The 13176-nt window shown below is 71.0% G+C and carries 16 protein-coding genes; 1 reads left to right on the forward strand and 15 read right to left on the reverse strand.

Features of this window, described 5'->3' with window-relative positions; genetic code table 11:
- The 14 genes from AB0O67_RS32515 to AB0O67_RS32580 form a co-directional block, all read right to left on the reverse strand.
- A partial coding sequence (locus tag AB0O67_RS32515; RefSeq protein WP_365458028.1) for an ATP-binding protein occupies positions 1-1113 on the reverse strand: 1113 nt, incomplete at its 3' end.
- A 1-nt stretch (position 1114) separates the two neighbouring features.
- On the reverse strand, positions 1115-1477 hold the full coding sequence (locus tag AB0O67_RS32520; protein WP_365458031.1) for a YraN family protein: 363 nt from the start codon (positions 1475-1477) through the stop codon (positions 1115-1117).
- Between the two features lie 130 nt (positions 1478-1607).
- Positions 1608-1916 carry a DUF2469 domain-containing protein gene (locus AB0O67_RS32525; protein WP_003965949.1) on the reverse strand — a complete coding sequence of 103 codons (309 nt, stop codon included), beginning with the start codon at positions 1914-1916 and terminating at the stop codon, positions 1608-1610.
- A 56-nt stretch (positions 1917-1972) separates the two neighbouring features.
- Positions 1973-2494, reverse strand: a complete 522-nt coding sequence (locus tag AB0O67_RS32530) for an NUDIX hydrolase (RefSeq protein ID WP_365458034.1) — start codon at positions 2492-2494, stop codon at positions 1973-1975.
- Positions 2484-3248, reverse strand: coding sequence for a signal peptidase I (lepB, locus tag AB0O67_RS32535; RefSeq protein WP_365458037.1), 765 nt, complete (start codon positions 3246-3248; stop codon positions 2484-2486). Before lepB (AB0O67_RS32535) ends, AB0O67_RS32530 begins: the two co-directional genes overlap by 11 nt.
- 103 nt (positions 3249-3351) lie before the next feature.
- Positions 3352-4323 carry a signal peptidase I gene (gene lepB, locus AB0O67_RS32540; RefSeq protein WP_365458040.1) on the reverse strand — a complete coding sequence of 324 codons (972 nt, stop codon included), beginning with the start codon at positions 4321-4323 and terminating at the stop codon, positions 3352-3354.
- Positions 4211-5305 (reverse strand): signal peptidase I, encoded by a 1095-nt coding sequence (gene lepB, locus AB0O67_RS32545; protein WP_365458043.1) that lies wholly within the window; start codon positions 5303-5305, stop codon positions 4211-4213. Before lepB (AB0O67_RS32545) ends, lepB (AB0O67_RS32540) begins: the two co-directional genes overlap by 113 nt.
- Entirely contained in the window at positions 5298-6014 is a 717-nt protein-coding gene (gene lepB / locus AB0O67_RS32550; protein ID WP_365458046.1) for a signal peptidase I, read from the reverse strand. The genes lepB (AB0O67_RS32545) and lepB (AB0O67_RS32550) overlap by 8 nt, the downstream gene beginning before the upstream one ends.
- Positions 6015-6059: 45 nt before the next feature.
- Positions 6060-6410, reverse strand: a complete 351-nt coding sequence (gene rplS, locus AB0O67_RS32555) for a 50S ribosomal protein L19 (RefSeq protein WP_365458049.1) — start codon at positions 6408-6410, stop codon at positions 6060-6062.
- Positions 6411-6545: 135 nt separating this feature from the next.
- Positions 6546-7379, reverse strand: a complete 834-nt coding sequence (gene trmD, locus AB0O67_RS32560; protein ID WP_365458052.1) for a tRNA (guanosine(37)-N1)-methyltransferase TrmD — start codon at positions 7377-7379, stop codon at positions 6546-6548.
- Positions 7379-7921: a ribosome maturation factor RimM gene (rimM, locus tag AB0O67_RS32565; protein ID WP_365458055.1), complete on the reverse strand. Its 543-nt coding sequence runs from the start codon at positions 7919-7921 to the stop codon at positions 7379-7381. The genes trmD and rimM overlap by 1 nt, the downstream gene beginning before the upstream one ends.
- A gap of 86 nt (positions 7922-8007) precedes the next feature.
- The gene (locus AB0O67_RS32570) at positions 8008-8247 is read right to left on the reverse strand and encodes an RNA-binding protein (protein WP_005479813.1); all 240 of its coding nucleotides are present in this window, start codon (positions 8245-8247) and stop codon (positions 8008-8010) included.
- A gap of 2 nt (positions 8248-8249) precedes the next feature.
- Positions 8250-8675: a 30S ribosomal protein S16 gene (rpsP, locus tag AB0O67_RS32575; RefSeq protein ID WP_365458058.1), complete on the reverse strand. Its 426-nt coding sequence runs from the start codon at positions 8673-8675 to the stop codon at positions 8250-8252.
- A 278-nt stretch (positions 8676-8953) separates the two neighbouring features.
- On the reverse strand, positions 8954-9550 hold the full coding sequence (locus AB0O67_RS32580) for a hypothetical protein (protein ID WP_365458061.1): 597 nt from the start codon (positions 9548-9550) through the stop codon (positions 8954-8956).
- Positions 9551-10219: 669 nt separating this feature from the next.
- Between AB0O67_RS32580 and AB0O67_RS32585 the strand changes: the two genes are divergently transcribed.
- A complete protein-coding gene (locus tag AB0O67_RS32585; RefSeq protein WP_365458064.1) occupies positions 10220-11104 on the forward strand; it encodes an SAM-dependent methyltransferase in 885 nt (294 codons plus the stop codon).
- 46 nt (positions 11105-11150) lie between these two features.
- Here the strand turns inward: AB0O67_RS32585 and ftsH are convergent, their stop codons facing one another.
- Complete coding sequence (gene ftsH, locus AB0O67_RS32590) at positions 11151-13091, reverse strand: ATP-dependent zinc metalloprotease FtsH (protein WP_365458067.1); 1941 nt, start codon at positions 13089-13091, stop codon at positions 11151-11153.
- Positions 13092-13176 lie beyond the last annotated feature (85 nt).

Here is a 13176-nt window from a genome sequence, read left to right on the forward strand (position 1 = left end):
GGATCCGCGCCCACGGCCCGCTCGCCGAGGTCCGCGGCGACGCCCCCACGCTTCAGCAGGCCTTCCTCGAACTCGTCGGCGCCCACGACCGCGACTCACTGGGCGCGCACTTGTTTTACACGTGCTGTCCAGGAACAGCACGCCCCGGTGCGACAGCGACACGGCGCCGGGCCGGGCGACGCCGGCGCCGCCGCCGACGAGCGCCTGCATGGTGGCCGAGTGGTGCGGGGCGCAGTAGGGGGCGATGTCGATCAGCGGCTTGCCGGGCGGCAGCAGTCCGGCGACCGAGTGCACCGCCGTGACCTCGAGGGACTCATCCCGGGTGAGCCGGGGCAGAATCCCGGGCAGCCGCTCGGCGAGCATCGTCTTGCCGGCGCCGGGCGGGCCCTCCAGGAACAGGTGGTGCCCGCCGGCCGCGGCGACCTCCACCGCCGTACGCGCCGAGATCTGACCCACGACGTCGGCCAGGTCGTGCCCGTGGTCGTGCTGGGCGGCTCCGACGCTGTGCATGCCCGTGGCCGAGCCCGCGCCGGGCACGCGCAGCCCGGCCAGCAGCGGATCGGGGCGGCCGTGTGCGTCGGGCTCCTCCTCCGGCACGGGCTCGTCCGCCAGGACGGCGATCAGCTGACGCAGGCTGCGGACTCCCAGCACGGACACCCCGGGGACGAGAGCCGCCTCGGCGGCCGCGCACTCGGGTACGACCACCTGCTCGTAGCCCGCGTCCGCCGCGGCCAGCACGGCCGGCAGGATGCCGCGCACCGGCCGCACCCGTCCGTCCAGGCCGAGCTCCCCGATCATCACGATGTCGGCGAGCACCCGAGGGTCGATCCGCTCGTCGGCCGCCAGCACCGCACAGGCGACGGCCAGGTCGAAACCGCTGCCGGCCTTCGGCACGGACGCCGGGCTGAGCCCGACCGTGAGCTTCTTCTGCGGCCACTGGGCGCCGGAGTTCACGACGGCCGCCCGCACCCGGTCGCGGCTCTCGGTCAGGCTCTTGTCGGGCAGCCCCACCAGCGTGAACGCGGCGACGCCCGGTTCCAGGTCGGCCTGGACCTCCACCACCACGCCCTCGACGCCGACCAGGGCGACGGAGCACGTACGCGCGAAGCCCATCTCAGGACACCCCCCGCGCGTGCTCGACGACGGGCGCGCCACGATTGGGCAGGACGGCGCCGATCAGGTCGATGCGGACGCCTCCGGGTGGGGCGCCGCCATGGGTGTGGATCCACTGCTCGGCGAGAGCGCGCAGGCGCTCGGCCTTGTCCGGCGGGACGGCGGCCATCGGATGCTGGAAGCGGCCGGCCCTGCGGGTCTTCACCTCGCAGACGACCAGGACGTCCCCGTCCCGCGCCACGATGTCGATCTCGCCGGTCCTGCCACAGCGCCAGTTGCGCCCCAGGACCGTCATACCGGCCGCCACCAGCCGCCGGGCGGCCAGTTCCTCGCCGTACCTGCCGAGTGCCTCTCGTGCGTTCATGTCGGCACCTCCTTGGGCGCCAACGGTCACGCATCCACCACCACGAAGTGGATCTTGGTGGGCTACTCGGCGGTTGTGGACAACTTCGCCACCCACACGAGCGACGCAGGCGGACCGGCCCGGGAATTCATCATCCGCCCGGCAGTTCGAGGTCGCTCTTGTTCAGCTCCTCGATGTTCACGTCCTTGAACGTGAGGACGCGCACCTGCTTCACGAACCGAGCCGGTCGGTACATGTCCCAGACCCAGGCGTCCGCCATGGACACTTCGAAGAACACCTCACCCTGGACCGAGTGCACCTGCATCTCGTAGTCGTTGGTCAGGTAGAAACGCCGCTCGGTCTCGATCACATATTTGAACAGACCGACGACATCGCGGTACTCCCGGTAGAGCTTGAGCTCCATCTCGGTCTCGTACTTTTCGAGGTCCTCGGCGCTCATGGCATGTTCCCCTTCAGCCGTGCGATCCCACCATTGTGCGCCAGTCCCGGGAGCCCCTAGACGATTTCCGTGTCCAGGATCTCCGGCTTGGCGGGGGGACCTTCGTCGAGCAGCCTGCGCAGCAGCTCGGCGAGTCTGGTCGGATACACCGTCTCATGAGCCCGGGTCAGATCCTCACAGGTCCACCACCGGGCCCCCACGACACTGCGTCGCTCCAACTCGGTGAGCGCGACCGCCTCCGTCGCCGTCTGGGTGGTGCGGGCCAGGTAGTACCACTCGTCCTGGTCCCAGCGCCGCCCGGCGAACGGGAAGGAGCACAGCCGTCGCCACAGCACCGGACCGAGCTGGACCTCCGTGATTCCGGTCTCCTCCGCGAGTTCCCGCAGTGCGGCCTCCTCACGGGTCTCCGTGCCCTCCAGTCCGCCGCCCGGCGTGAACCACCAGTCGTCCGCCGGATCGTCCGGCTCGTGGCCGTGCAGCAGCAGGATCCGGTCGTCGGGATCGAGCAGCACGACCCTGGCCACCTTGCGGGCGCGGCCGCCGTCGATCTCGTACCCCTCCGTCGCCTCAGCGGGCACCGGCGGGCTCCGTCCGCTTCCGCGGCCCCAGCACCTTCGCGACCGGTCCGTACGCACCGCCTCCGAGCACCAGCACCGCGCCTGCGACGATCATGATGCCCATCGTCCGCAGCGGGCCCGGCGAGGAGAGGCTGCCGAGGGCCTCGAAACCGGTGGGGCGTGCCAGCATGCCGTCCAGGGGGAAGACGACGGCGTCCACCCGGGCGGAGATGTCGTCGCGCGCCACGGTGCCGCTCGCGGCGTCCGTGAGGTGAGCGGTGGAGTCCAGGGAGCCCTGCCGCTCGTCACCGAGCAGGAACAGGCGTCCCTCGGGCACGTTCACCGTGAAGTTCATGTCCTCGGCCGGCTGTCCCTCGGTTAGGTACGGTTCTTCGATCGCCTTGCCGTTCACGGTGAGCCTGCCGTTCCGGCAACAGGACACCCGGTCCCCGCCGACGGCCACCACCCGCTTGATCAGCGGCGCGTCACCCCAGGTCGCGTCCTTGAACACGACGACGTCACCGCGGCGCACCTCACCGCCGTCGACGCGCTGCGCCAGCACCCGGTCACCCGCGTCGATGGTCGGCGTCATGGAGCCGGTGGGCACGGTGTAGGGCAGATAGGTCACCGCCGCCCAGCCGAAGCCGCCCAGGAACAGCACAAGGCCCAGCGCGACCGCCAGCCCGGACAACCGCTGTCCGGTCCGGCCACCCGCCGGGCCCCTGCTCGTTCCACCGCTGTGCGGTGCCGTACGTGTCGCGCTCTCGCCACCCATGGATCCGCACCCTACCCGGCGGTACCAGACCCGGTCAGCCCTGCATTCCGCCCGGCCCGGCAGCTCCACGAGGACTTCACGCCCCCGGAGGCCGGAAGCGGGATCAGACGGCCGTCCGACGGCGGCGCCACAGCGCCACCGGCACGACCCCGGCGAGGGCCAGCGCGTTCGGGACACCGGTGAGGGCCGTGGCGGCGGACGGCTGATCGTTCAGGCCGGGCTGGTCGAAGGTGTCCGGCACGGGGAGGGTGCCCCAGCGGTTGATCGGCCAGGCCTTCACGATGGCGCGTCCGACGACCTTGTCGACCGGGACCATGCCCTTGTTGGCGTCGCCCTGGTTGTAGCGCGAGTCCCGGGAGTTCTGCCGGTGGTCGCCCATGACCCAGATGAAGCCCTCGGGGACCTTCACCTTGAACTGGCCGCCCTGGTCGTCCTGGCTGCACGGCGTGTTGCCGGGGTAGACGTACGGCTCGTCCAGCGCCTTGCCGTTGACCTTCAACGGGCCCGTGCCGTTGCACTCGACGGTGTCGCCTCCGACGCCGATCACGCGCTTGATGAGGTCCTTCTCCTCGGCGGACGGCATCAGGCCGATCCAGCTGAGGAACGTCTGCAGGGCGTTCGGGTCCGCCGTGGGCTCACCCGCGAGCCAGTTGTCGGGGTCGTGGAAGACGACGACCTCGCCGCGGTCGGGCTCGGAGCCGAACCACGGGGTGAGCTTGTCGACGAGGACGCGGTCGCCCTCCTGCAGGGTGTTCTGCATCGAGTCTGAGGGGATGGAGAACGCCTGCACCAGGAACGTCTTGATCAGCAGCGCCAGCACCAGCGCGACGCCGATCAGGATCGGCAACTCCTTCCAGAAGGAGCGCTGCTTCTTCGGCTGCTTGGGGTCGGGCCCTTCCGGCCCGTGCTCCCCGGTCTGGCTCTGTTCGTCCGTCACCGTGCCGTCCTCGGCCCTTCGGCCATCATTCCCGGAGTTCACAGCGCGGGCCGCGGCCTGGGGGCCCGCTTCCACGGGGCGTCCGCGGTGCTCCTCGCCGTCGTGTCCGGACCGTGCGCCAACCGCCACATCCCCCACGCCAACTCCTCACTCTGTGCCGCCGTCTGCGCCACACAAGACGCAGGCCCACCACTCCCATAACGAGCGGGAGTTCCGCAGGGGTCGGGAGGTGGATCGTTCCGTTCGGATCGTCGGGGGCAACCCTATGCGACGGCTGGGGGGCCGCGGTCGACCCGGCTGCCGAGTCGGACACGGAGGCGTAGGTATTCGGTTCGTTCAGCGTGGTCCAGTGGCCCAGTGGCCAGGCGATCACGACTGCCCGGCCGACGACCTCGTCCTCCGAGACGGTGCCGCCGTAGTCGGTGTCCTGGTGCGAGCGGGAGTCCGCGGAGTTGGAGCGGTGGTCGCCCATCACCCACAGCCGGCCCTGCGGGACCGTGATGTCGAACGGGGTCGCGGACGGCTCGTCGCCCGGGTTCAGATAGTCCTCGATCAGGGGAACGCCGTTGACCGTGACCCGCCCCTGCGTGTCACAGCACTGCACGCGGTCACCGCCGACGCCGACGACCCGCTTGATCAGGTCCTTCTCGTCCTCGGACGGCAGCAGGCCGATGAAGGTGAGCCCCTCCTTGACCTGCTTGACGACGACGGGGTCGTCCTTCTTCTGCGTGGGCTGCTCGTCCTGGAGCCAGCCGCCGGGGTCCTTGAACACCACGACGTCCCCGCGCTCCGGCTTGGTGCCGAACCACGGGGTGAGCTTGTCGACCAGGACCCGGTCGCCGATCTGGATCGTCTGCTCCATGGAGCCGGACGGGATCACGAACGCCTGGACCAGGAAGGTCTTCAGCACGAGCGCTATCAGCACGGCCACGCCGACCAGGAGCGGTATCTCCTTTATGGCGGACCGGCGCCGGCGCCGCTTGACCTTCCGCTGGAGCTTGCGCCGCTCGGCGCGGGTGCGCCCGCTTCCGGCCGCGGCGGCTGCCCGCCGGGTGCCGGTGGGCAGCAGGTTCTCGGCGGCACTGACGGGCGCACCGCGGGGCCTGCCACGGTTACCCATGTCCACCGTCCGCCGCGGGCACGCGCGCGTAGGCGCCGGTTCGCTCCAGGCGGGTGGCATGGCCGACGGGCCAGACGATCCAGTCCGCCCGGCCGATCACGCCGTCTACGGGGATCATGCCGCCGCCGGGGGAGCCGAGGTGGTCGCGTGAGTCGCTGGAGGCGCTGCGGTGGTCGCCGAGGACGAAGAGGGTGCCGTCGGGCACGACGACGTCGAAGGCCACCGTGGACGCGCCGTCGCCGGGGTACAGGAACGTCGACTCGTCGACGGACCGGCCGTTCACCTGGAGCCTCCCCTCCTTGTCGCAACAGACCACGTGATCTCCACCCACACCGACGACGCGTTTGACGTAGTCGGCGTTCCCGAAGTACCCGGTGCCGTCGAAGACGACCACCTCGCCACGTCGCGGCTGAGCACCGAAACGGTACGCCAACTTATTTACGAGTACGCGGTCGCCGATCCTCAATTCCCGCTCCATCGATCCACTGGGGATCCGGAACGGTTGCACCACGAAGGTGTTGAGCAGCAGCGCGAACACGAGGCAGACCAGCACGGACAGGGTGATCCGCCCGCCCGGGACCCACTCGGCCACCCGCGCCACCAACGCGGAACGCGACCGGCCCTCCGGCCCCCCTGTGTCCGAGGTCTCCTCGGGTGGGGAAGGGCGGGAGGAGCGGTCGCGCTCCGTCGGCTGTGCTTCGGTGTCCATCGGGGCCAGATGCTATCCGGCCCCGGACGGAACCCCGGGAGGCGCTCAGTTCTCGCGCTTCTCCTTGATCTTCGCCGCCTTGCCGCGCAGGTCGCGCAGGTAGTACAGCTTGGCGCGGCGGACGTCGCCCCTGGTGACGAGCTCGATCTTCTCCACGATCGGGGTGTGCACCGGGAAGGTGCGCTCGACGCCGACGGAGAAGGAGACCTTGCGGACCGTGAAGGTCTCGCGCACGCCGGAACCCTGGCGGCGGATCACCACGCCCTTGAACTGCTGCACACGGGAGCGGTTGCCCTCGATGACGCGGACGTGCACGTTGACGGTGTCACCCGGGCGGAAGGCCGGGACGTCGCTGCGCAGCGACGAGGCGTCGACGGTGTCGAGCAGGTGAGCCATTTCTTCTGCTTTCCTCGCTGATGCCACAGGTCATCAACGGAAACTAGGTTTCTGGTGAGAGAGCCGTGCGGGTCGGGGCGGGCGTCGTCTCCCCCTGTGGCAGGGGCGCACGCCGGACAAGCGCACAACAGCGGCCTATTCTTCCACGCCCTCGGTCCTGCGCCAAAATCGGCCGAACGGCTCGCCCTCGGGGTCCGGTGCCCAGCCCAGGATGGAGAGCATCTCGCGGTCCTTCTTGTCGAAGGCCTTGGGGTCACAACGCTCGATCAGGTCAGGCCGGTTGGCCGTCGTACGCCGCAGCGCCTCGTCGCGCCGCCAGCGGGCGATCTTGCCGTGGTGCCCGCTGAGCAGCACCTCCGGGATCCCGCGGTCCCGCCACTCGGGCGGCTTGGTGTAGACGGGCCCCTCCAGGAGGCTCGCCATGGCGCCGGGCGCGAAGGAGTCGTCCCGGTGCGACTCGGCATTGCCGAGGACGCCGGGCAGCAGCCGCGCCACGGCCTCGGTGACGACCAGAACGGCCGCCTCACCGCCGGCGAGGACGTAGTCGCCGATGGACACCTCGTACACCGGCATCCTGGTGGCGTACTCGTCGACGACCCGTCGGTCGATGCCCTCGTAGCGGGCCGGGGTGAAGATCAGCCAGGGGCGCTCGGAGAGCTCGACGGCGAGTTCCTGGGTGAAGGGGCGACCGCTGGGCGTGGGAACGATCAGGGCCGGACCGTGCGAGCCCGTCTCGTAGCCGTCGGCGAGGACGGAGTCGAGGGCGTCGCCCCAGGGGTCGGTCTTCATGACCATGCCGGGACCGCCGCCGTAGGGCGTGTCATCGACCGTGTTGTGCCGGTCGTACGTCCAGGAGCGCAGGTCGTGCACGTGCACCTGCAACTGGCCGCGCGCGCGTGCCTTGCCGACCAGGGAGACGTTCAGCGGGTCGAGGTACTCGGGGAAGATCGTGACGACGTCGAGCCGCATCAGGACTCGTCCCTGGACGAGGCGATGTCCGCGCGGTCGTCGATCAGGCCCGGCGGCGGGTCGATGACGGCCCGCTGCTCCTCCAGGTCGATCTCTGTGACGATCTCCGAGACGAACGGGATCATGACCTCGCTGCCGTCCGGGCGCTCCACGATGAACAGGTCCTGCGAGGGCAGGTGCGAGACCTCGGTGATCCGGCCGACCTCCACCCCGTCCGTGGTGACGACGTCGAGGTCCATCAGCTGGTGGTCGTAGTACTCGTCCTCGCCCTCGGGCAGTTCCTCCGGGTCGATCTCGGCGATCAGGAGGGTGTTGCGCAGGGCCTCGGCGCCGGTGCGGTCGCTCACACCCTCGAAGCGCAGCAGCAGACGGCCACTGTGCACACGGCCCGTCTCGATCGTCAGCGGCCCGGTGGAGGCCGGGTCGGTGGCGAGTACGGCGCCGGGCGCGAGCCTGAGTTCCGGCTCGTCGGTACGTACCTCGACGGTGACCTCGCCCTTGATGCCGTGGGCACGGCCGATCCGTGCGACTACCAGCTGCACTGTGCTTGTTCTCCTGTCGTACGACTACGGGCCGGGGACGGCCCACTGGCCCTCCCCGGCCCGAGCCGGTGCTGCGCTGCCTTGTGTCAGCGGACGTGGTCCACGTCGACGAGGTCGACACGGACACCGCGGCCGCCGATGGCGCCCACGACGGTGCGCAGGGCGCGCGCGGTGCGGCCGTTGCGGCCGATCACCTTACCGAGGTCGTCGGGGTGTACCCGGACCTCCAGCACACGCCCGCGACGCAGGTCGCGCGAGGCGACCTGCACATCGTCGGGGTTGTCGACGATGCCCTTCACGAGGTGCTCGAGAGCCTCCTCGAGCATGCTCAGGCCTCGGTGGACTCAGCCGCGGACTCGGCCGGGGCCTCGTCCTTCTTGTCGGCCTTCTTCTTCTGGGTGATGGCCTCACCCTTGCCCTCGTCGTCACCGCCGAGAGCCTCGAAGGACGGACGCGCGGCCTTCGGCTCCGCGACGAGCAGCGGCGCCGGGGCGGGCTCGCCCTTGAACTTCTGCCAGTCGCCGGTCTTCTTCAGAATGGCGAGCACGGGCTCGGTCGGCTGGGCGCCGACACCGAGCCAGTACGCCACACGCTCGGCGTCGACCTCGATCACCGACGGGTTGTACGTCGGGTGGTACTTGCCGATCTCCTCGATCGCACGGCCGTCACGGCGGGTGCGGGAGTCGGCGACGACGATGCGGTAGTGAGGCGAACGGATCTTGCCCAGACGCTTCAGCTTGATCTTGACTGCCACGGGAGTGGGTTCTCCTGGATTTGACGTGGTTGGGCACGGCGAGAAGGCCGCGTGGGGTTGCGGTACCCGAGTGCCCGATGGACGCGTCAGCCGGAGGAGAGAGGGGTCCTGTGCGGCTGTCGAGTACAGCTGTCCATTGTGCCACAGCCCACGAGCCGCTTCGGACCACTGGTGCGCCCAGGCGCACCGCAGCGGCACCCGGCGTCCCCGCGACGGACGCCGGCTGCCTGACCCGCGGCACTACGGGTGCCGCACGGCTGCCACGAACAGCCGTGCGCTCACCTCGCTCCCGCGCCCACCACCTCGGGGATCCGGAACGGCTTGCCGCAGCCGCCGCACATGATCGGCGCCTGGGCCAGAACGGACGGGACGACCCGTACGTTGCGGCCGCAGTCGCACACCGCCTTGACCCGGACGCCGCCGCCGGAGGAACCGTGGCGGGCGGCCGGGCCGCGGAAGCTGCGGCTGGTGTCGGTGGTGGTGGCGGCGGTATGGGCCTTCAGGGCGCGCTGCAGGCGCTCGATCGTCGGGCGGTACCGCCGCTTCGCCTCGGGGTTGAGCGTGACCAGCGAGAAGCCGCTGCTTGGATGCGGCTCCTCCGGGTGGTCCAGGCCCAGCTCCTCGGCGATCGCGAGGAATCTGCGGTTGTGGTACCGGCCGGCGCGGGAGGTGTCGCGGATTCCGCGCGCGGCAGCGATGCCGTGGACTGCCTCGTGAAGCAGCCGCTCGAAGGAGAGTTCGTGTCCGCAGGCGGACGACGACTCCCCGATCAGGGACTCGGGCGCGGCAAGGTCCGGCAGCTCGGGGTGGTACCGCTGAATGTCGGCCCACGCCTGTGCCAGCTCTGCGGCGAGAACAGGTGGTGTCGTGCTCACGTAATGACAACGAGCCTGAGCCCCGCTGTGTTCCTATTCCGGGGCATCCCAAATAATTTGCACGTACCAGTCAGTTGCCGCTGATGCGTCCTGAGGAGGGCGGGTGCGCTGATCTGCGGAGAAGCCGCACAGCTCACAACAAGGTGGTACGTAGCCTGACGTACGACCCGGCGCGTAGAGCGCGTCCGCGCGGCGGGGTGGACGGGTCCGCGGGTGCGCAAGAGGTGTTTCAGCCGCCTCGCGCCCTCGCCCGGCATGCGCGCGGTACGACCGTGACCCTATCGGGTCCGGCACCGGGGTCCGCCACCGCCCCGTCCTTCCGCGAAGGCACCGCGACCGGGCGGCGACCGGGGCGGCGACCGGCCCTATCGACCTTGGCCGGAACCAGGCCACCGCCCCGCACCGCGACCGAGCGTCATCGCCTACGGCGCGATCGCGCCACTCCTTGGGCCCCCGGACGGAGCAATTCCGTCGTGAGGAGGGACAGCGGCATTGCCGGAATGTGAATTCTCGCCACTCGGGGGGGCACCTCACAAGCGGGTCGCCGAGACCACTGGACGCGGTCGCGGGCTCGGAGTTACCTGGCATACGGGGGAAGGATGGGCGTACGCGACGGGGGGCGACGAAGACGGGTACAGCGGCAACTCGCTGCGGATTGGGGCGCATTCGATGACACCTACGCTCGTGCGGCAACACCTGCCCCACGCGGGACCCGCACCCCGCGTGGACCTGTGTGCACGCGCGCGTGACTGGTCGGAGATCCAGGAGCGGATGCTCGTACCGCTCTACGAGGCCGTCTACGAGCGACTGGACGTGGGACCCGGCACGCGGCTGCTGGGGCTCGGCTGCGGTTCGGGGCTCGCCCTGCTGATGGCGGCCTCCCGGGGCGCAGCCGTCACCGGTGTCGAGTCCACCTCGCCCGAGAGACTGGCCCTCGCGCGTGAGCGCCTGCTGCCGGGGGCCGCGGAGGCACCCCGCACGCGTGCGCGTGCCGCGGGTGCGCGGCTCGTCGAGGGCTCGCCCGAGGACGCCGGGCCCGAGGAGGCGGCCGGCGCGCAGACACCGGCGTACGACGTCGTCACCGCATTCGAGCCCATCGGGTGTCTGGCGGGGGACGCGGAGGGCCTCGGTGAGCTGCTCGCCGCGGCGACCCCGCTCGCCGGCCGGGGCGCGCCGGTGGTGCTGGCCGGCTGGGGGCCGCCGGAGCGTTGCGCCACCTCCTCGGTGCTGCGGGTGGCGACCAAGCTGGCGGATCCGCTGCGCGGCGGCGGCAGCTGGCGGCCGGCGCTCCGCGACGACCTGGAGGAGGTGGCACAGGGGGCCGGGCTCAAGCCGGACGGTTCGGGCCGGGTCGCCTGCCCGTTCGGGTACGCCGACGTGGGCAGCGCGGCGCGCGGTCTGCTGTCGACGGGGCTGTTCGACGCGGCGATCGCGGCGACCGATCAGGAGCAGGTCGACAAGGAACTGGCCGAGGCGCTGCACCAGCACCGCCGGCCGGACGGCACGGTGTGGATGCCGAACGTGTTCCGCTACCTGATCGCCCGGACGCCCTGAGCGCGGGGGCGAGGAGGGGCGGGAGTTCCGGGGCGGGGCCCTCGGGCTACCCCTCCCCGTTCGTCTTGGCCAGGCGGGAGATCCCGGCGATCCGGTAGGCGTCCGCCTCCTCCAGCGTCTCCCGCTCCAGCAGTGCCGCCGCCAGCGCGTCCAGCTGGTCGCGGTGGTCACGCAGCTTGTGGCAGGCCTCCTCGTAGCACTCGTCGACGACCCGCCGCATCTCGCCGTCGATCACGTCCAGCGTCTGCGGCGCCGCCGACAGCCCGTACGCCTGCTGGGCGTCGCTGGGCAGCGCCGACAACCGGCCCACCTGCCGGCTCATGCCCCAGCGGGCGACCATCCCGCGCGCGATGTTGGTGACCTGCTCCAGGTCGCTCTCCGAGCCGGTCGTGATGACCCCGTAGACGACGTGCTCCGCCGCCATCCCGCCGAGCGCGCCGATGATCCGGCCCCGCAGATAGTCCTCGGTGTACGCGTACTTGTCCGATTCCGGCGTCGACAGCGTCACCCCCAGCGCCCTCCCGCGCGGCACGATGGTGATCTTGCGGACCGGGTCGGCGCCCGGCTGGAGCATGCCCAGCAGGGCGTGCCCGCTCTCGTGGTAGGCGGTGCGCCGGCGTTCGTCCTCGGGCATCACCAGCGCGCGTTCGGCGCCCAGCTGGACCTTCTCCAGCGCTTCCGAGAGGTCGGAGTGCGTCACCTGGTCCTGGCCCCGCTTGACGGCGAGCAGCGCGGCCTCGTTGGCCAGGTTGGACAGTTCGGCGCCGGTCATGCCCGGGGTCGTACGGGCGACCCGGGCAAGGTCGACGTCCGGGGCGAGCGGGATCTCCCGGGTGTGGATCCGCAGGATGGCCTCGCGGCCGCCCCGGTCCGGCGGCGCGACGTTGACGATCCGGTCGAAGCGGCCGGGGCGGGTCAGGGCGGGGTCCAGGACGTCGGCCCGGTTGGTCGCGGCGATCACGATCACGCCCTCCGACCCGGAGAAGCCGTCCATCTCGGTCAGGATCTGGTTCAGGGTCTGCTCACGCTCGTCGTGCCCGCCCACGGCCGCTCCCCCGCCACGCGCCCGGCCGATGGTGTCGATCTCGTCGATGAAGATGATCGACGGCGCCACCTTGCGCGCCTCCGCGAACAGCTCCCGCACCCGGGACGCGCCCACGCCGACGATCATCTCGATGAACTCGGACGCGGAGGCCGAGAAGAACGGCACCCCCGCCTCCCCCGCCACCGCCCGCGCCAGCAGCGTCTTGCCGGTGCCGGGCGGGCCCGCGAGCAGCACGCCGCGGGGCAGCTTGGCGCCCATCCGCCGATAGGCGTCCGGGTGCTTCAGGAAGTCGACGACGTCGTTGAGCTCGCCCTCCACCTCGTCGATGCCCGCCACGTCCGCGAACGTCGTGCGCCTCTCCCCCGGCTCCAGCTCGACCGGCCTGGGCGGCGGCTTGCGCCCGAACATGCCGCCCGCCCCGCCGAACCCCGCTCTCGCCCGCCGCGCGATGAACACCCACAGCAGGACGAGCAGCAGGATCGGCGCCAGCGAGAGCAGCAGATTGGCCACGATGCCGCGCTGCTGGACGACCGGCTCCGCGGTGACCGTCACGTTGTGCCTGGTCAGGTCCTCCCAGAGCTGATCGTCCGCGAAGGCCGGCCGCTGCGTCTTGAACCGGGTGTAGGTGCCGTCGCCCCCGGGGTCGTCCTGTGCCTTCCTCAGCTCGCCCTGGATCGCGTCACCCTTGGAGTAGATCTTGCTGACGTTGCCGGCGTCGACCTGCTCGCTGAACGCCGTGTAGGAGATCGTGGGTTCCTCCTCGTCGAGGAACGACAGCACGAGGTTGGCGATCAGGAACACGACGAGCGCGGTGACGGCGAGGCCCCACCAGCCGCCGGGCATCTTCCGCCAGCCGGACGGCGACCTCGGCGAGTCCTCGGGCGTGCCCTCGGTGCGCCAAGGCTGGTCCGGCGACTTTCGCGACGGCGCGGCGTTGGTCATATCGGGACGTTACGACACCCGGGCCCCGCAAGCATGTGCGGATACGGCGCCGGGGGCACCCCTCCAGGAAAGGGGTGCCCCCGGC

The organism is Streptomyces sp. NPDC086077 (assembly GCF_040686175.1).
Taxonomy (GTDB): domain Bacteria; phylum Actinomycetota; class Actinomycetes; order Streptomycetales; family Streptomycetaceae; genus Streptomyces.